Source organism: Pseudomonas sp. LAIL14HWK12:I10 (assembly GCF_900184205.1).
GTDB lineage: Bacteria > Pseudomonadota > Gammaproteobacteria > Pseudomonadales > Pseudomonadaceae > Aquipseudomonas > Aquipseudomonas kermanshahensis.
In genome coordinates, this window is sequence record NZ_FXWU01000003.1 from 377,808 (window position 1) to 395,667 (window position 17,860).

The following is a 17,860-nucleotide window of genomic DNA, read 5'->3' on the forward strand; positions in this document are numbered from 1 at the left end:
AGCCGCAGCCTTAATGATCTACCAATTCGATCATTATTAGCCGATATTTACGCTTATTTTCGATCTTTCTTTGTCGCATCATGGCGTCATTCCACTGATTCAAGGAGCACGACCATGCTGCAACTGCGACCGTTCGAAAGCCTCGGCCACGCCAACCACGGCTGGCTCGATGCCCACCACCATTTCTCGTTTGCCGAGTACTACGACCCTGCTCGCATGCACTGGGGCAACCTGCGGGTCTGGAACGATGACCTGATCGCCGCCGGCAGCGGTTTCCCGCCGCATCCGCACCGTGACATGGAAATCATCACCTACGTCCGTGAAGGCGCGATCACCCACCAGGACAGCCTGGGCAACAAAGGCCGTACCGAAGCGGGTGACGTGCAGGTGATGAGTGCAGGCTCCGGCATCGTGCACAGCGAGTACAACCTGGAGGACGTCGATACGCGGATCTTCCAGATCTGGGTAGTGCCTGAGCGAGTGGGCGATGCGCCGACCTGGGGTACCCGCCCTTTCCCCACCGGTGAGCGAGGCGAAGGCTTCGTGACCCTGGCCAGCGGGCGTGAAGGTGACGAAGACAGTTTGCAGATTCGCACCGATGCCCGGCTGGTGGCCGCGACCCTGCGTGCAGGGGAAAGCGCCGAGTACCGCTTCGATGCCGGGCGCCGTGGCTACCTGGTGCCGGCCAAGGGATTGGTAGAGGTCAATGGCCTGCAGGCGAAAGCGCGCGATGGGGTGGCGATCGAGCAAGAGGACGTGTTGCGGGTGACGGCCATCGAGGACAGCGAGATCGTGCTGGTGGATGTTGCCTGATTTAATAGATTTTGGGGGCGCTTTGCGCCCCCAATATTTCAAAGTCAAAACGGCAACGTCAGCTTCACCCAGTACGCATCCCCCTGGGCGCGGTTACGCACATCGGTCTCCTTCGACCATTTCGCCGTTACAAACCACCCTCCCTCGCCGCTGTATTTGATCGACGGCCCGATGGCAAAGCTGCGCCCTTTGTTATCTTCAATGCGTTCGCCGTCCTGGCGGTCGTCAGTCGTCTGGCGGTAGTAATAGCCACCTACCCCCAACACCCACCCATTACCCAGCCCCCACCCCACCGCATAGTCGACATGAAACTCCTGCCCAGACCGGTAATCGGTATCCGGGTTGCTACGGTTGAAGTCGTACATCACCTTGGCATCCAGGTTGAGCCCTACGGGGTCGACGTAGCTCATCGCGTACACCGGCTCGAACACCCAGTAGTTGCGCCCAGGGTTGGCCAGGTCGTGTTTGTCGTAACGGCCAGTGGGCGCAATCATGTCGAAGGCCAGGATGCTGTGGAACTTGTCGCTGTGGTGAAAACCCAGCGCCGGGCCAAAAATCACGTCCCCCAGGCCACGGTTGTGCTGCGACTGGCCATCGACCGAAACCTTCAGGTCCACCAGCGGCACAATCGCGTGCAGCGCAAGGCTGCCGCCCAATACCGTGTAATCACTCACCCAGATCAGGCGTGGCACGATCGCATTGGCGCGCACGCGAAAGTCTACCGGCAGCTTGCTGCCGTCGTTACCACGCAGGTTGTCGGCCTCATAGTGGTTGACGAACAATTGGCCATAGACACCCGGCGGCGGCATGGCGCCGGACATGTAGTTTTCGGCACCGAGCGGGTACGACGTGCCGCCCCCTTCGGTGGCCTGTGAAAGGTTGGCTGCACCGAACAGCGTGGCGCAGGCGGCAAGGCGTAGCAGGTTGGCAAGCTTCGGGTTCATCGGGTCAACCTTTGTTGTTGTTATCGGTCGTGCAATAAGCCGGTCAGATGCGCTTGAACAGCGCCGAACGCTGGCCTTCACCTGCGGCATCAGCAGCGCTATAGAAGCGCTCCATAAAGATGTCGCGCTCGAACAGGCGGCCCTGCATCAGGCAACTGATGGCGGCGTCGATCATCGGTGGCGGGCCGCACAGGTAGGCCTTGTGGCCGTTGAAGCGGCCGTCGAAATGCTGCTTGGCAGCGTCGTGCACATAGCCGCGTACCCCCTGCCACTGCTCATCCTCGGCTGCCTGGCTAAGGGCTGGCACATAGCTGAAGTTGGCATGGCCGGCCGCCAGCGCTTCGAACAGTTCGCGGTTGTACAGCTCGGCGCGGGTACGTGCGCCCTGGAACAAGGTGATGTGCCGCGTGTCGCCCCGCGCCAGCAAGTCGAGGATCATCGACTGCGGGCTCGACAACCCTGAGCCACCGGCGATGAAGATCAGGTCGCCCGGCTGAGCGCTGCGCACGAAAAACTGCCCGTAAGGGCCGGACAGGCCCAACGCATCACCCACCTTGAGTTGCCGGTGAATGTGCCCGGTCGCCACGCCGCCTTCCACCAGTCGCACGTGCAGCTCCACCTCATCGGGCCGGTCAGGCGGGTTGGCCAGGGAGAACGCGCGCGTGCCTTCGATGCCAGGCAACTGCAGGTTGACGTATTGCCCGGCCTGAAACGCCATCGGCCGGTCGAGCTTGAGGTGCACGCCGCGAATGGTCGGCGACAGCTCAACCAGCTGGGTGACCACGGCGCGGTAGTCCTGCACCGGCAAGCCGGCAAAGTCAGGGTCGACGTCGATGTCGGCCTCGATCACCAGGTCGCTTTGTGGAATGGCACAGCAGGCCAGCACCTTGCCCTCGTCGCGTTCCATGTCCATCAGGGCAAAGGAGGACGCCGCCCCCAGGTCGACCTCACCTTCCAGCACCTGGCACTTGCAGGTCGCGCAGGTGCCGTGGCCGCAGGCAAACGGCAGCCACACGCCCTGGCGCAAGGCAGCCTCGAGAATGGTTTGGCCTTCCTCCACCTCGATCTGTTCACCGGTGGGTTCGATGGTGACTTGATAGCTCATGGCAGCGCTCCTCAGTTATGGCTGCCGCCCAGGCCTTCAAGGCCGGGGGTATGCAGGTGCAGCAGGCCCTTGTGGACGACACCGTTGGCAGCCAGCCCACGGGACAGGTCAGGCGTGAATGGCTGTTCGTCCAGGCGCCAGCGCACGGCGGTGAAATCCACCTGCGCAGCATCGGGGTGCAGGGCAATGGCCGGCTTGACCACGTGCTCGATGAAGGCCGCGAACGGCTGCGCCGGGTCCACGGGCAGGGTGAACGGCGCGCAGAACAGCAGGTGGTTTTCCCAGCACAGGTACACCAGCTGGGCGCCGTGGAAGTTGGCCTGAAGGTCCAGGGGTTGGGCGGTGTAGGCGCCGATGGCGGTCACGGGCATGGCAAGGTTCCTCTTGTTCTTGTATGGGCCCGGGCGCAGCAAGGCGCCCAGGCAGTTGCGGTGTTTTGGCGGTTCAGCCGGCCTTGCGCCCGGCACGTTGCAAGGCCTCCCAGCGCTGCTGCTCGGGCGAGCCCTGGTACTCGAAGTTGTCCTGGCCGGGGGCGATGTTGTAGTAGTCGCGCACCACCGCCTCGACATCCCCACCGCCACAGTTGCCCTGCAGGATCTGGTGCACCGGCAGCCAGGCCTGCACGTATTTGTCGGGCTCGTAGGCGAAGATGTCGCAGCAGCCATCGGAGCAGAAGTGGTAACGCTCGCCTTCGTGCAGCAGGCTGCGGTGGCTCAGTTGCGTGGGCGCGTCCGGCTCGGTGAAGGCCAGCGGGATCTGGCAGATCTGGCAGAGCATCGGCAGGGTCGGGTTGTAGAAGCGTTCGCCGCGCGCCTGCAGGTCACGCCAATGCTCGTAACGCGGCCGGTAGTAGCGGTCGAACGTGTCCGGGTACTTGGCCGAGAGCCAGTCCAGCTCCTCGTCGGTGGGGATCCAGGTATGGAAGTTGGTGGCCTGGCTGTACTGGTAGAAGATCGACCAGGCCTGGTGGCTGATGTGTTCTTTGCCGATGGTGGTCTGCTCGACGTATTTCGGCGGGCGGATGCCATAGCGTTCCAGGTCCTTGAACAACGCGCCGCCAGCCTGTTCGAAGTACACCTCCCAGGCCTCGGCCCACGACATCACTTTGTTCGGCAGCATGTAGTCCATCATCATCCCGACCAGGGTCAGCAGCCGGTAGCCACGCCAGAACCATTTGTCGATCCAGCGCTGGACGATCGGCACGTTGTCCTCGTGCTGCTCGAGCAAAAACTTGATCACCTCAAGGCCCAGGGTCATGTGCCGGGCTTCGTCCGACTGCGCCGAGAAGCCGAAGGTGACGGTGGCCATGTCGCCGTTGAACGCGGCGCCGGACATGAACGGCACGAACAGTAGGTTGGTCAGCACGTACTCGAAGGAGAACGAGATGGCCGTGAGGAACTCGAACGGGCCAGCCGTGCGGGCGTCTTCGAAAAACGACTTGGGCACCGAGAGGAACCACACCCGGTCGTGCATGTGGGCAAAGTCATGCAGGCCGTTGAAGTGCTTGTTGTAGTGGCTCATCGCATGCACTTGGGTCTGCACGTGGCGCAGTTCGTCTATCGCCTGCATCTGGCAGGCCACCCGCGCACCGGCACCGCCAAAATGCCGGCCGACGCGGGCGAAGCCTTGGTAGGCCTGGTATTCCAGGGGCGTGACACCACTCAAAAACAGCTTCAACGCGTTGACGTAACGGGCATCGGAAATGTTCTGGTGGCCGTTGTTCTGGGCAAAGGCGTCGAAGATCGCGTACAGCTTCTTCTCTTTTTCGGCCTGGTATTTCCAGTAGGCGTCCATGGTCAGGCGGAAGGGGTCTTCCCACTTGTCCCAGTCGGTGATCTTGATGCCCTCGAAGCGTTCGTAGGGGTAGATCGCGTCTTTGCTCTGGTAGCTCGGTTCCCAGCCCAGGTCACGGGTCAGGCAACGGTATTTGTCTTTCTGGTTGAGGCGCTTGGCGGCCATGGTGGCTCTCCGAATGCTTGTCGTTGGGCGGGTCAGTTCCAGTGCAGGGCGAAGCAGTCTTCGTCTTCCTCGACGTTGCCGCCCAGGGTGATGACGTCGATCAGCATTTCCTGCACGTCCCATTCACGGCCGGTCTTTTCCTCCACCGTGGTGCGGTGAATCTCCAGGCGCCCTTCGGCCTGCACGCGGATCATCGCGGGCTGGTGCTGGACGACCGCGTGCGGGTTGTCCTGGGTGATGGCCTCGACGATGTAGCGGGCACTGTCGTTGTCCTGGAAGGCGATGTAGACGAGGGAAGTCATGCGACGTCTCCACTGAGGCCGAGTTTTTTCAGGCGTGCGCCAAAGGCGCTGTCGATAGCATCGAGGGCTTCGCGGCCAGGGCCGACCTCGGCCAGCGGCAGCAGCGCCTCCCGTGCGCGAACACGCCACTGGGCCACCCAGCCGTCGACCCGTTGGCGGTTGTGTGCGCTCTCCCCGACCACGGTCTTGACCAGCGCATCGACCCACCGCTGGCTCTCGGTAAACCACAGGCGCATGAACTCGGTGAGCATGCCGACCTGCCCTGCCCCGGCAGCCACCAGTTGGGCATCGAAGTGCTCGAACAGCAGCGGGTACAACAGCCCATCACTGACCAGGTTTTGCGCCAGGGTCAGCTCGAACCAGTCCTGCACCACCAGGCTGTCTTCGACATAGCGGCGCAGCCCTTGCCAGGCCGGTTCGTCCAGCCAGCGCTGCTTGGCTTCGGCCAGCAATGCCAGGCCGTCCTCTTCGAGCAGCAGGCCGATGCGCGACAGGTACTGAGCAATTGCCAGGCGGTCCATGGCCTGGAACATGTGCATCTGGGTGACGCTGGTACCGAAGGCGTCCGCGGCAATGCCGCTGTTGTTCATGTTGGCGCCCAGTTCGGCATGGCGTAGCGGCAGCAGTACGCGGGCGATCAGGGCACGGGTTGCGACGGGCAGGCTGGCCAGCAGTTCGCGCTTTTCGCAGAAGGCGAAGCTGTGCTCGGCGTTTTCCTGCATGCGTGCCCGGGCCTGCACGTAGGTGCCGTAGTAGTACTGGCGCGGGTCGCTGACGGCGTACCAGTCGGCCATGCACACAGCGGTGCGGCTGGGGTCGTTGAGCAGCTTGTCGGGCTGCCACAGCGGGCGGTAGTGGAAGTTGCTGGCGGCTTCGATGTCGAAGCTGGCTTCCTGGTAGCGGCTGGCAGGTTTATCGCCGAACCGCCGGCGGGTGTGGCTGAAGGTCTGGCGGATCGGCTCGACCGTGGCCGTCTTGATCTCGATACTCATGCAAGGCGTCCTGTACTTGTTGTTGTGGGGAAGCAATGCGCCGGCAAACGGCGCGTCAGTCGTTGTCGTCGTGGCGCTCGCCGTAACGCCACTTCTGCATGTCGGCATCGACGGCAGCGGCCATTGCGGCGTCCATGTGAAGCACCCGGTTGCTTTCGCAGAAGCGCGCGAAGGCAGCGCGTGGCAAAACCAGTTCGACGAACAGGTCCGGGTAGGCGATGGCAAAGTCGAACTCGACGAAGGCGGCGTCCGGCGCGCTGCGTACCCGGACGTAGCGCGGCATCTGCTCGAAGGGCGTGGTGGCTGGGGTCATCGGTTGTGCTCCGGTAAGGCTTGCAAGGGCTAGAGCAACCGCTGTGCCAGGCCTGCTTCCAGAGCAGGAAAAACAATTCAATTCATTGATTTAAAACGATTTTTACACCAATCAAAGATAAGCCGAGACGCGATCAAGCGGCCGCCGCAGCCCGCCCGATTGATCATTTGCTCAATCGCGCAACGGCACTTCGAGCAAATGACCAACGCGTGCTGCGATTGACTTTTGCGTAGGTTTCAGGCGGTTTAGAAAGAAGAGATGACCCGAGCCTTGCCTGAGCCGCCGAGGTCGTCCCGGCGCGACCACCACCCGCCCACGCCTGAGCGGAACGCGCCGATTCCCCATACAATTACAAGCAAGGGGCGCACGCGAATGATTACCCAGTACAGGGCGCCAGAACCTGCGCCGGCGCTGAAGGACCTCACCGAACGGGTGCGTTTCCTCGGCACCGAAGGCAAGATCTGGCTGGACGAACAACGCATGCTGCTGGTGCAGGCGGCGATGATGGCCGGTATGCGCCGCGAGCTGATCGAAATGCTCGGCGTCGAACGCGCCAAGGGGTTTTTCCTGCGCCTGGGCTACCAGTCCGGCCTCAAGGATGCCGAGCTCGCCCGCAAGCTGCGCCCCAACGGCAACCCGGTGGAGATGTTTTTCATCGGCCCCCAGTTGCACTCGCTCAAAGGCATGGTCAAAGTCCGCCCGCTGCAGCTGGAGATCGACCTCGACAACGGCCATTTCTACGCCGACATCGAATGGCAAGACTCTTTCGAGGTGGAAAACTGCCAGCAAGAAAACCTGCAGTCCGAGCAACCGATCTGCTGGATGCTGCTGGGCTACGCGATCAGCTACAGCTCGTTCTTCCTCGGCCGCCAGGTGCTGTACAAAGAGGTCAGCTGCCGCGGTTGTGGCGGCAGCGAATGCCGCATCATCGGCAAGCCGGTGGAGCAATGGGAAGACGCCGAAACGTTCATGCGCTACTTCCAGAGCGACCCGGTGATCGACGAGTTGCAGTCCTTGCAAGTGCAGGTGGCCAACCTGCGCCAGCGCCTGCAGTACGAGTCGGGGCAGTTCTACGGCATCGGCCAGTCGGCGGTGTACCGGCGCTGCTGCGCGCTCACCGACAAGGTCGCCTCGGGCAAGGCCTCGGTGTTGCTGCTGGGCGAAACCGGCGTCGGCAAAGAAGTCATCGCCCGCAGCCTGCACCTGCGCAGCGAGCGCGCCGGTGCGGCGTTCGTCGCCCTGAACTGCGCGACCATACCGCCCGACCTGATCGAGGCCGAACTGTTCGGTGTCGAGAAAGGCGCCTACACCGGCGCCCAGCAGGCCCGCATGGGCCGTTTCGAGCGGGCCAACGGCGGCACCCTGTTCCTCGACGAAATCGTCGAGCTTACGCCACGCGCCCAGGCCAGCCTGCTGCGGGTGTTGCAGGAAGGCGAACTGGAGCGGGTGGGCGACAGCCGCACACGCAACGTTGATGTGCGGGTGATCGCCGCCACCCATGAAGACCTGGAGCAAGCGGTCAAGGACGGGCGTTTTCGCGCCGACCTGTTCTACCGGCTGAACGTGTTCCCGGTACGCATCCCCGCACTGCGCGAGCGCCGCGAGGACATCCCGCTGCTGATCGAGCACTTCCTCGGGCGCCTGCATGAAAGCTACGGCAAGAAAACCCGCGGCCTCAGCGACCGGGCCATGGAGGTGTGCCTGCATTACGACTGGCCGGGCAACATCCGCGAGCTGGAAAACCTCATGGAGCGCGGCGTGATCATCACCGATGAGAACCAGAGTATCGGCCTGGATGCGTTGTTCCCGCATGCACCGCCCGCCATCGACAGCATCGGCCTTGGCAGTGATGGCCGGCTGGTGGCCGACAGCGACCTGCAAACGCCAGGCTGGGTGGCGCAGATCTTCGACAGCGGCACCGGCCTGGATGCCGTCGAGGAGGCGCTGATGCAAGAGGCCATGGCACGCTGTCGGCAAAACGTTTCGGAAGCGGCGCGGCTGCTCGGCATGACCCGCCCTGCCCTGGCCTATCGGCTGAAAAAGGCACCCGGCGAAAGCGTGGCGGGTAAGCCTTGAGCATTTGGGGCTGCTTTGCAGCCCATCGCGACGCAAGGCCGCTCCGACAACAGAACGCATCCCCCTGTGGGAGCGGCCTTGCGTCGCGATGGGCCGCAAAGCGGCCCCACCATTTCAGCGCCCACGCAAATACCGCAAGCGCATTGGCGCCATTCACTGCCCTGCACTAGCGTTGTGCTATCCAGCCAGCCACTTGCCGTTCATGCGGAGCGAACACATAACATGCCGGATCTGCGCCCGAACCCGACGCTGAGCCTTGAGTACCGTGCCGAACGGCCGATCTTCCAGGCCTTTGTGGAGCAGGCGAGTCGCTCGCCCGAGGCAACCGCGATCATTGCCCACGAAGCCACCTGCAGCTATCGACAACTTGAGCAGATCAGCCAGGGTATCGCCACGTACCTGCTGGAAAACGGCGCCATCAGCGCCGATCGGGTAGTGATTGTCGCAACTCGCGGCGCGGCGCTGGTCTATGCCATGCTCGGCGCCTTGCGCGCCGGGCTGACCTTCACCGTCGCCGACGCCGCATACCCGGCTGCGCGTATCGGCCAGATCATCCGCACACTTGAACCTGGCTTTGTATTGCGCTGTGGCGACGCCGAGGTCGAACCTGGCCGTGCGCACTGCGTGAACGTGCCGCACGCCCCCGCTGATGCCCTGCACCACTTCGCCAGCCTGTCAGCGCCCCTGCCCGCAGTCAGCCCTGCTCAGCCGGCCTACATCACCTTCACCTCGGGCAGCACTGGCGAACCGAAGGGCATCGTCACCCATCATGCGCCGCTGGTGCACTTCGTCGACTGGCACGTGCAGCAGCATGGTTTTACCCAGGATGACCGCTTTTCGCTGCTATCCGGCTTGGGCCACGACCCGGTTTACCGCGATGTGTTCACGCCACTGTCGATAGGCGCCACCATCCTCTGCCCGGCCCAGTCCACCCTGACCGACCCGTCGCGCCTGGCTGCGTGGATACACGACCACGGCGTGTCCGTCATCCACCTGACGCCGCCTTTGGGCAAACTGATCGAAACCGGCGCACGGATGCACGGGCTGCTGTTCGAACGCTTGCGTTACCTGTTCTGGGGCGGCGATGCGCTCAGCCCTACGCTGTACCAGCAGATGTGTGCGATTGCGCCACACGCCACCAGCGTGAACTTCTACGGCACCACCGAAACGCCACAGGCCATGGCCTTCCACGTGCTCGACCCGCACGCGGACAACAGCAAAATCCCGTTGGGCAAAGGCATAGGCGGCGCGCAACTGTTGCTCGTCAACGAAGCCAACCACCTGGTCGAAGCCGGCGAAGTCGGGGAAATCCTGATCCGCAGCCCCTACCTGTCGCTGGGGTATTGGGGCGACCCGGCTCTGACCCAGGAAAAGTTCGTGGTAAACCCGTTCACCGGCGCCCCGGCCGACCGCTGCTACCGCACCGGCGACCTGGGCACGTACCTGGCCGATGGCAGCGCCACTTTTCTGGGGCGCGGCGACAGCCAGGTGAAAATCCGCGGCCATCGCATCGAACTGGCGGAGATCGAAAACGCCATCACCCGACAGCCGCGCATCAAGCAATGCGTGGTGCTGGCCAACCATGACAACGCAAGTGTCAGGCTGGTCGCCTATTGCGTCGCCGATCAACCCATAGCGACCGCTGAACTGCGCCAGGCCATCGCAGGCATGCTACCGGACTACATGGTGCCGGCGATGTTCCTGTTCGTGCCGAGCATTCCACTCACGCCCAACGGCAAGATCGACAAGCGCGCCTTGCCTGCGGCTTTCGATGACAGCGCCTCCAGCACCCCACAGGCGCTGTCACCGCTGGCGTTGAAACTGACCGAGGCCTGGGCGCAGATACTGCAGGCTCCGCACATCGATGCCCGCCTCACCTTCGTGGAGCTCGGCGGCGACTCGCTGTCGTTCGTCCGCGCCTCGATGGTGCTGGAAGCGCTGATTGGCCACTTGCCGGATCGCTGGGAAATGATCCCGGTACAGGACCTGGCCGACCTGGCCGAACCAGGCACCCCGGCCAACACGTGGTCGATGCGGGTCATGGAAGTGCCGGTGTTCCTGCGCATGGTCGCCATTTTGCTGATTGTCGTCGGGCATTTGAATGTGTTCTCGGAATGGCGCATTGCTGGCGAGACGTCGGTGCTGTTCCTGATCTCCGGCATCAGCCTGGCCAGGTTCCAGTTCAAGGCCATCGATGAGCGCGGCGATGCGCGCATGCTGCTCAAGTCCCTGGCCGCCATCGCGGTGCCGACGATTCTGTACACAGTACTGGTGCAGGCAGTGTTCGACCGAGTCCACTGGCAATCACTGCTGTTGATCTCCAACTGGTTCCCGCCCGACAAGGTCGGCGTGTTCAATTACTGGTACATCGAAGTGCTGGTGCAGATGCTGCTGATCCTCGGTGTCGTGTTGTCGATCAAGCGTGTGCGCAAGGCGATCATCGCCAACCCGTTCCCCTGCCTCATCCTTGCCTCGTGCGCACTGGTGGTGGCCGATGTGCTGCTCAGCCGCTTCGTGTTCGACACCACAGCCCTGCTCAACCGGGTACCTCAGCATTACTTGGCCGTGATGGTACTGGGCATGGCCATTCACTACGCCGATACGTCGCTGCGCAAAGCGGTCGCCAGTGCGGTGGCGCTGCTGCTGATTGCCGAGCTCGACCTGGTGGCCCTTGCCGGCCTCGGCTGGCAGGCGTTTGCCCGTTACATCGATATCGCCCTGCCGGCGATGCTGGCCTTGATCTGGTTCCGGTCCGTGCCCGTGCCGGGCGTGGTCGCCAGAGCGGGCGCGATGATCGCCTCGTCCACCTTGTTCATCTACCTGACGCACTTCCAGTTCCAGTCGCTGGCACGGCGCATTGTCGATCAGCCGTTGTTCGCGGTGGCCTTGGCCCTTGTTGGTGGCGTGCTGGTGACGTACTGCTGGAACACGCTGACCCGGCGAGTCATTACACGCGTTAGCGGGCGGCGCAAGACGCGTGGGACACAGGCCGTGGAACGCGCGACCTCCCCTTGAAGCGGTAACGCTGTCGGCCCGCTGGTCATTGCCAAGCCTGAAACAGTTTGCATAAAATGCGAACCATTAACATTTGCAACTCTTTCAGGCGGCATGGATGAGCACCCCGGACGTAGCCCTCAATACCCAAGTCACCCAGCTCTACCGCGCGCAGAGCAAGTGGCTGCACGGTTGGCTGACGCCCCGGGTCAACTGCACCCACCTGGCCGCGGACCTGGTGCAGGACGTGTTCGTTCGGGTGATGTCGGCCGCCGACGCTGCGGCCAAGCTCGAAGCGGTACGTGAGCCCAAGGGCTACTTGGCCACCATCGCCCGTCGCCTGATGATCGACCACCTGCGCCGCGTGCACCTGGAACGGGCCTGGTTGCAGGTACTGGCCGAGCAACCCGAAGCGTTGGACATCTCGGCAGAACAGCGTGTTGCCCTGCTGCAGACCTTGTTCGAGCTCGATGCGATGCTGGCAGCGCTTGGCACCAAGGTGCGTGAGGCATTCTTGCTTTCGCAGGTCGATGGCCTGCCCTATAAACACATCGCCACCCAGTTGGGCATCTCTGAAGTGACGGTGCGCCGCTACGTTGCCAAGGCGGCCGAGCACTGCATGATCTACAGCCTGACGCACGGCCAGTGAGCATGGCGCTGAGTACCGAGCAACTCGCGGCCCTGCGCCAGGCCGCGCACTGGTACAGCCAGCTCAACAGCGGTGAAGCGCAGCCCAGCGAGTACAGTGCCTGGCAGGCGTGGCTGAACGCTGCGCCGGTCAATTCCTGGGCCTGGCAGCAAGCCGAGCGCTTGCAGACACGCATGAGCACCCCCCATGCCCCGGCAACCACGCGGGTGTTGGCCGTGGCCGCACACGGCCGCCACGCCTCCCGCCGCCGTGTGGTCAAAGCCGGCCTGGTGTTGCTTGGGGGCAGTGCCCTGGGCTTGGGCAGCTATCGCGAAATGCAGCACGCGCCGCTGTTGCCAGACGTGCGCAGTGGCGTGGGCGAACAGCGCTGGCTGACCTTGAAAAACGGCAGCACGGTGCTGCTCAACACCGCCTCCTCCGTTGACATCGACGAGACCCGCGAACAGCCGTCGGTGCGGCTGCGCCAAGGCGAAATCATGGTCGAGGTGCCCGCGCAGCAACGCTGTAGCGTGGTGACCCAGCACGGCAGCGTAGAGGCTGGCCACAGCCGCTTTTCCGTGCGGCTGCTGGACGACGCCGGCAAGCTCGAGGTGTTTGGCCAACAAGCACGCGTGGCGCTTGCCTCTGGCCAGGCGATGGCGCTGAACAGCGGCCAGACCTGCCAGTTCAATGGCCAGGGCTTTTCTGCCGTGCAGGCCTTGGCCAGTGCCGCAGACGCCTGGAGCCGCGGCTTGCTGATCGTGAACGACCAGCGCCTCGACACCTTCATCAACGACCTCGCGCGCTATCGGCCCGGTTGGCTGCGCTGCGCGCCCTCGGTTGCCGGCCTGCGCATCAGCGGCACCTTCCGGCTCAATGACACCGACCAGATACTGCGGGCGCTGACCACGTCCCTGCCGGTGCAGGTGCAGGCCCGCACCCGCTATTGGGTCACCGTCACCGCCGCGTAAAAAAATGGCCAAGGCCTGATCACTTTGCCGCGGCTCATCCGACTCATAGGTAACCCCAGCCCTGGCTGACTCTTTACCTTTCAGAGAACAACGACGATGACCTGCCGCTTCACTCTCAGGCCGTTCAGCGCGCCAGACCTGCGCACCTGCCTGTTGCTGACTGCATTGCTCGGTGGGCCAGGCGCAGCCTGTGCCGCGCAAGTGCATGACTACCACCTGCCGCAGGGCGACCTGGGCGAGACACTGACCCGGTTTGCCGCAGCGTCTGGCATCGTCTTGTCGTTCGACACCCAATGGACGCGCGGCAAACGCTCCCCCGCCTTGAATGGCCAGTACCCGGTGGACCAGGCTCTGCAGATGCTGCTGAGCGGCACCGGCCTGCAGGCCGTACAGGAAAGCGACGGCCGCTACTCGCTGCTGCAAACCCACCACCAGGGTGACGTGGTGGAGCTGGCCCCCAGCCGCATCGATGGCCAGGGCCTTGGCAACATCACCGAAGGCACTGGCGCCTACACCACCGGCGGTTCGACCACCGCGACCAAGCTGCCGCTGACCCTGCGCGAAACGCCGCAGTCCGTCAGCGTGATCACCCGCCAGGCGATCGACGATCACGGCTCGCAAGACATCGGCGAAGTGCTGCGCAATACGCCCGGGGTTTCGGTGCAGGCATATGACAGCGAACGCATGGAATACTCCGCACGCGGCTTTGCCATCACCAACTACCAGTACGATGGCGTCAACACCATCTATGACGGGGTCTATGACGAAGGTGCGACCCACGTCGACATGGCCGCCTACGACCGCGTCGAGGTCATCAAGGGCGCGACCGGGCTAATGACCGGCTCCGGTGACCCCTCCGCCACGGTCAACTTGATCCGCAAGAAGCCCACCCACGACTTCAAGGCCTCGATCACCGCCAGCGCCGGTTCCTGGGACAACTACCGCACCGAAGGTGATATCGCCGGCCCGCTCAACGCCAGCGGCAGCGTGCGCGGCCGCTTGGTCGGCGCGTACCAGGACCGCAAGTCTTACCTGGATCACTACAAACAGAAGAAGGACGTCTACTACGGCATTCTCGAAGCCGACCTGACGCCCGACACCCTGCTGACCTTCGGCATCGACAACCAGACCACCACGCCGCGTGGCGCTTCCTGGACTGGCAACCCGACCTACTTTGCCGACGGCAGCCGCACCGACTTTTCGCGTTCGCACAACCCAGGTGCCGACTGGAGCCGCCGCGACTTTCAGTCCACCACCTACTTCGGCTCGCTGGAGCAGGCCCTGGCCAATGACTGGAAGGTCAAGCTCAGCCTCAACCACATGATCAGCGACCATGACACCCGCCTGGCCTCGGCCAGCGGCGGCAACCCCAACCCCGCAACCGGCGAAGACATGTTCTTCTACTGGGGGCGCTGGGAAGGCCACCGTGTGCAGAACACCGCCGACCTGAATGTGTCCGGGCCCTTCACCCTGTTCGGCCGCCAGAATGACTTGGTCGCAGGCTTCATGACCTCGCATTCGCGCCAGACCGGCGACACCTTCGACGGCAGTGCCTTCGCCCAGGTACCGGGCTCGATCTTCGACTGGAACGGCAAGATTGCGGTACAGGACTTCCCGAAAAACGGCGACTACACCACCACCCAGAGCCAGAACGGCGCTTACGTGGCCACGCGCCTGAGGCCAACTGACAACCTGTCGCTGATCCTCGGTACCCGGGTCAGCACCTTCAAATACAACGACGACCAGGATTACTACCCGACTTCGTCCCTGGATGACACCCACGCCAGCTACAAGCAACACGGCGTCGTCACCCCGTATGCCGGCGTGGTCTATGACCTGGACGATACTTACTCGGTGTACGCCAGCTACACCTCGATCTACCAGCCGCAGGTGTACAAGGACGTCAATGGCGCCACCCTCGACCCGGTGGAAGGCGATGGTTATGAAGCGGGCCTGAAGGCGGCCTATTTCGATGGTCGGCTTAACGCTACCCTGGCGTTTTTCCGGATCGAACAAGACAACGTCGCCTCCTCCGTCGGCACCAACCCGGTCACCAACGAGGGCATCTACACAGCGATCGACGGCGGCACGACCCAGGGCGTCGAGCTGGAGCTGGCCGGTGAACTGGCCCCAGGCTGGAACATCACCGCCGGCTACACCTACGCCCGTACCCGCGACGCCGACGACAACCGCCTGTTCGGCTTCCCGCTGGCGACCACCAAGCCTGAGCATGTGGCGCGGCTGTTCAACACCTACCGGCTGCCCGGCGCGCTGGACCGTGTCACCGTCGGTGGTGGGCTACGTTGGCAAAGCGCGTTCTACGGCACTATCTACAGCCCGACGGCTGGCGACTACACGCGCATCAAGCAAGGGGGTTACACCTTGGTGGACCTGATGACCCGCTACCAGTACAGCGAGCACCTGAGCTTCACGGTCAATGCCAACAACGTGTTCGACAAGGTGTACCTGACCGGGCTGGGCAACTTCGACACCACCTACTACGGCGAGCCACGCAACCTGATGGTCACGACCCGCTGGGATTTCTGAGGCTGCTGGTGGTGTAGGAGCAGCCTTGTGCTGCGAAGAGGCCGGTGCATAAGGCCTAGATGTGAGGGGCCTGCACCGGCCTCTTCGCAGCGCAGGGCTGCTCCTACAAACAGCCCTAGGCCAGTCAGTTAGTGCCTAGGCCTGGGTGCTGACCATCCCACCCGCGCTGCTGCCACCGCTCTCTTGCAGCGCTTCGAGCAGTTGCGCGGTCGCCTGCATGATTTGCCCAGTCAGGGTGGCGATGCTGGCCTGCTTGGCGCTCACCGCTGCGGCTTTTGCAGTCTCTTCCATCTTCGATGCCATCAATGCGGCCAACTGCTTCTGCTCTTCAGCCAGCTGCTTTTGCAGTTCCTTGATCATCTGCCGCAACTGCTGCACCGCTGCCGACTCGTCGCTGCTCTCGCTGCCTTGGGCCGACTCCGCCTGGCCACCGCCACCCACCTTCAAGGTGTCGCCACTGATGCTCAAAGGCCCGCCTTTTTCGCTCTGCGCGGCCTGCTTGGCCTGCTCGCGCTCGGCGGCCGCCGCGGCGCTCATCGCCTGGGCGGAAACACCATTGATGTGGAGGTTACTCAAAGATATTGCTGTCATGCCGATTCCCTGCCTTCAGGTGAGTCTTTGCCTTGACCCCACTATCGGCCGCCGGAGGCAATTCTTTAGCCAGCGGTGACAAAACCCTGTAACCCCACCAGTAAATTCCCCCTCGCGTGGCTCGTTCCAACACATGTACTTGCGCAGGAGCCGGAGCCCCGGCGGGCGTCCACATTCGACCATTCAGGGAATCGCAGCCATGAGCCAGTCCTCACAGCAGGAAACAATCAAAGATCTGATCGGCGTGGGCTTCGGCCCTTCCAACCTGGCCTTGGCCATCGCCCTGGAAGAGCTCGCTCAGTCCCAGGGCCATGCCCTGGACGCGCTGTTCATCGACAAGCAAAAAGACTACCGCTGGCACGGCGAGACCCTGGCGACCCAAAGCGAGCTGCAGATTTCGTTCCTCAAGGACCTGGTCTCGCTGCGCAACCCCACCAGCCCTTACAGCTTCGTCAATTACCTGCACCAGAAGCAGCGCCTGGCCGACTTCATCAACCTCGGCACCTTCTACCCCTGCCGCCTTGAGTACAACGATTACCTGCGCTGGGCTGCCGAGCACTTCGCTACCCAGGCGGTGTATGGCGAAGAAGTGGTGCGTATCGAGCCCGAAGTGACGGCCGGCCGGGTCGAGCACCTGCGCTTGGTCTCGCGTGACCAACAAGGCCGCGAATACAGCCGCCGCACCCGCTCGGTAGTGGTCGGCAGCGGCGGCACGCCGAAAATTCCGGAAAAGTTCGGCGCCTTCAAAGATGACCCACGCGTCTTCCACCACTCCCAGTACCTCAGCAGCCTGAACAAACTGCCGTGCACTGAAGGCAAGCCGATGCGCATCGCGGTGATCGGCTCTGGCCAGAGCGCCGCCGAGGCCTTCATCGACCTCAACGACAGCTACCCGTCGGTCAAGGTCGACATGATCCTGCGCGGCTCGGCACTCAAGCCGGCCGACGACAGCCCGTTCGTCAACGAGATCTTCTCCCCAGGCTATACCGACCTGGTCTACAACGAGCCGGCCGACCAACGTAGCAAGCTGCTGGGCGAGTACCACAACACCAACTACTCGGTGGTCGACCTGAACCTGATCGAACGCATCTACGGCATCCTCTACCGCCAGAAGGTCGCCCACCAGTTCCGTCACAACGTGCTGTGCCGGCGCCAGGTGGAAGCGGTGGTGGCCACCCGCGAAGGCCTGGAACTGACCCTGCGCGACCTCGCCACTGGCCAGCACCAGACCCACCGCTACGATGCGGTGATCCTGGCTACCGGCTACGAGCGCCGCTCGCACCGCGACCTGCTGGCACCACTGGCGGGTTACCTGGACGACTTCAGTGTCGACCGCAACTACCGGGTACTGGCCAGCCCAGACCTGCAGGCGTCGGTTTACCTGCAAGGTTTCTGCGAGAACAGCCACGGCCTGAGCGACACCTTGCTCTCGGTACTGCCCGCCCGCGCCGCCGAGATCGGCCAGGCGCTGTACCAGGACCTGTCGCGCCTCAATGGCCGTTCGCAACCGGCTGTCGCCCTGACCAGCGCCTGATTCCCACCTTTACTCGCCGGCCTGTCGCCCTGCGCGAAGGCCGGCTTGTGCTTTCTGAAACATTTGCTTGCATTTAAAACGGCAGGATTTC

At 63.3% G+C, this 17,860-nt stretch carries 15 protein-coding genes; 7 read left to right on the top strand and 8 right to left on the bottom strand.

Annotated features, from left to right (window positions below; all coding sequences use genetic code 11):
- Positions 1-114 precede the first annotated feature (114 nt).
- Complete coding sequence (locus QOS90_RS08760; protein WP_027596211.1) at positions 115-813, top strand: pirin family protein; 699 nt, start codon at positions 115-117, stop codon at positions 811-813.
- A gap of 44 nt (positions 814-857) precedes the next feature.
- Here QOS90_RS08760 and QOS90_RS08765 read toward each other — a convergent pair whose 3' ends face one another.
- From QOS90_RS08765 to QOS90_RS08795, 7 genes are all read right to left on the bottom strand, one after another.
- Positions 858-1,757: a SphA family protein gene (locus QOS90_RS08765; RefSeq protein ID WP_085273133.1), complete on the bottom strand. Its 900-nt coding sequence runs from the start codon at positions 1,755-1,757 to the stop codon at positions 858-860.
- Positions 1,758-1,800: 43 nt separating this feature from the next.
- Positions 1,801-2,862 (bottom strand): NADH:ubiquinone reductase (Na(+)-transporting) subunit F, encoded by a 1,062-nt coding sequence (locus QOS90_RS08770; protein WP_027596209.1) that lies wholly within the window; start codon positions 2,860-2,862, stop codon positions 1,801-1,803.
- Between the two features lie 11 nt (positions 2,863-2,873).
- A complete protein-coding gene (locus QOS90_RS08775; protein WP_085273132.1) occupies positions 2,874-3,233 on the bottom strand; it encodes a phenol hydroxylase subunit P4 in 360 nt (119 codons plus the stop codon).
- A gap of 73 nt (positions 3,234-3,306) precedes the next feature.
- Positions 3,307-4,821, bottom strand: a complete 1,515-nt coding sequence (locus QOS90_RS08780) for an aromatic/alkene/methane monooxygenase hydroxylase/oxygenase subunit alpha (RefSeq protein ID WP_027596207.1) — start codon at positions 4,819-4,821, stop codon at positions 3,307-3,309.
- A gap of 32 nt (positions 4,822-4,853) precedes the next feature.
- The gene (locus tag QOS90_RS08785; protein ID WP_085273131.1) at positions 4,854-5,123 is read right to left on the bottom strand and encodes an MmoB/DmpM family protein; all 270 of its coding nucleotides are present in this window, start codon (positions 5,121-5,123) and stop codon (positions 4,854-4,856) included.
- Complete coding sequence (locus tag QOS90_RS08790; RefSeq protein WP_085273130.1) at positions 5,120-6,115, bottom strand: aromatic/alkene monooxygenase hydroxylase subunit beta; 996 nt, start codon at positions 6,113-6,115, stop codon at positions 5,120-5,122. Before QOS90_RS08790 ends, QOS90_RS08785 begins: the two co-directional genes overlap by 4 nt.
- 55 nt (positions 6,116-6,170) lie before the next feature.
- Positions 6,171-6,428, bottom strand: a complete 258-nt coding sequence (locus tag QOS90_RS08795; RefSeq protein ID WP_027596204.1) for a phenol hydroxylase subunit — start codon at positions 6,426-6,428, stop codon at positions 6,171-6,173.
- A gap of 372 nt (positions 6,429-6,800) precedes the next feature.
- On the opposite strand from QOS90_RS08795, the gene QOS90_RS08800 reads away from it, so the two are divergent.
- From QOS90_RS08800 to QOS90_RS08820, 5 genes are all read left to right on the top strand, one after another.
- Positions 6,801-8,504, top strand: a complete 1,704-nt coding sequence (locus tag QOS90_RS08800) for a sigma-54-dependent Fis family transcriptional regulator (protein ID WP_027596203.1) — start codon at positions 6,801-6,803, stop codon at positions 8,502-8,504.
- Between the two features lie 222 nt (positions 8,505-8,726).
- Positions 8,727-11,519: an amino acid adenylation domain-containing protein gene (locus QOS90_RS08805; RefSeq protein WP_085273129.1), complete on the top strand. Its 2,793-nt coding sequence runs from the start codon at positions 8,727-8,729 to the stop codon at positions 11,517-11,519.
- 97 nt (positions 11,520-11,616) lie between these two features.
- Positions 11,617-12,147 carry a sigma-70 family RNA polymerase sigma factor gene (locus QOS90_RS08810; RefSeq protein ID WP_027596201.1) on the top strand — a complete coding sequence of 177 codons (531 nt, stop codon included), beginning with the start codon at positions 11,617-11,619 and terminating at the stop codon, positions 12,145-12,147.
- Between the two features lie 2 nt (positions 12,148-12,149).
- On the top strand, positions 12,150-13,097 hold the full coding sequence (locus QOS90_RS08815) for a FecR domain-containing protein (protein WP_085273128.1): 948 nt from the start codon (positions 12,150-12,152) through the stop codon (positions 13,095-13,097).
- Positions 13,098-13,193: 96 nt separating this feature from the next.
- Positions 13,194-15,644: a TonB-dependent siderophore receptor gene (locus QOS90_RS08820; protein ID WP_085273127.1), complete on the top strand. Its 2,451-nt coding sequence runs from the start codon at positions 13,194-13,196 to the stop codon at positions 15,642-15,644.
- 135 nt (positions 15,645-15,779) lie between these two features.
- On the opposite strand, the gene QOS90_RS08825 is transcribed toward QOS90_RS08820, so the two are convergent.
- Positions 15,780-16,235 carry a hypothetical protein gene (locus tag QOS90_RS08825; protein WP_027596198.1) on the bottom strand — a complete coding sequence of 152 codons (456 nt, stop codon included), beginning with the start codon at positions 16,233-16,235 and terminating at the stop codon, positions 15,780-15,782.
- 199 nt (positions 16,236-16,434) lie between these two features.
- Here QOS90_RS08825 and QOS90_RS08830 point away from each other — a divergent pair, with 199 nt between their 5' ends.
- Positions 16,435-17,769 (top strand): lysine N(6)-hydroxylase/L-ornithine N(5)-oxygenase family protein, encoded by a 1,335-nt coding sequence (locus tag QOS90_RS08830; protein ID WP_027596197.1) that lies wholly within the window; start codon positions 16,435-16,437, stop codon positions 17,767-17,769.
- Positions 17,770-17,860: the final 91 nt, after the last annotated feature.

Bases quoted from the DNA above. Each gene is read 5' to 3' on its own strand.
- QOS90_RS08800 (WP_027596203.1), top strand. From the start codon at position 6,801: ATGATTACCCAGTACAGGGCGCCAGAACCTGCGCCGGCGCTGAAGGAC.
- QOS90_RS08805 (WP_085273129.1), top strand. From the start codon at position 8,727: ATGCCGGATCTGCGCCCGAACCCGACGCTGAGCCTTGAGTACCGTGCC.
- QOS90_RS08780 (WP_027596207.1), bottom strand. From the start codon at position 4,821: ATGGCCGCCAAGCGCCTCAACCAGAAAGACAAATACCGTTGCCTGACC.
- QOS90_RS08785 (WP_085273131.1), bottom strand. From the start codon at position 5,123: ATGACTTCCCTCGTCTACATCGCCTTCCAGGACAACGACAGTGCCCGC.
- QOS90_RS08765 (WP_085273133.1), bottom strand. From the start codon at position 1,757: ATGAACCCGAAGCTTGCCAACCTGCTACGCCTTGCCGCCTGCGCCACG.
- QOS90_RS08820 (WP_085273127.1), top strand. From the start codon at position 13,194: ATGACCTGCCGCTTCACTCTCAGGCCGTTCAGCGCGCCAGACCTGCGC.
- QOS90_RS08795 (WP_027596204.1), bottom strand. From the start codon at position 6,428: ATGACCCCAGCCACCACGCCCTTCGAGCAGATGCCGCGCTACGTCCGG.
- QOS90_RS08810 (WP_027596201.1), top strand. From the start codon at position 11,617: ATGAGCACCCCGGACGTAGCCCTCAATACCCAAGTCACCCAGCTCTAC.
- QOS90_RS08830 (WP_027596197.1), top strand. From the start codon at position 16,435: ATGAGCCAGTCCTCACAGCAGGAAACAATCAAAGATCTGATCGGCGTG.
- QOS90_RS08775 (WP_085273132.1), bottom strand. From the start codon at position 3,233: ATGCCCGTGACCGCCATCGGCGCCTACACCGCCCAACCCCTGGACCTT.
- QOS90_RS08790 (WP_085273130.1), bottom strand. From the start codon at position 6,115: ATGAGTATCGAGATCAAGACGGCCACGGTCGAGCCGATCCGCCAGACC.
- QOS90_RS08815 (WP_085273128.1), top strand. From the start codon at position 12,150: ATGGCGCTGAGTACCGAGCAACTCGCGGCCCTGCGCCAGGCCGCGCAC.
- QOS90_RS08770 (WP_027596209.1), bottom strand. From the start codon at position 2,862: ATGAGCTATCAAGTCACCATCGAACCCACCGGTGAACAGATCGAGGTG.
- QOS90_RS08825 (WP_027596198.1), bottom strand. From the start codon at position 16,235: ATGACAGCAATATCTTTGAGTAACCTCCACATCAATGGTGTTTCCGCC.
- QOS90_RS08760 (WP_027596211.1), top strand. From the start codon at position 115: ATGCTGCAACTGCGACCGTTCGAAAGCCTCGGCCACGCCAACCACGGC.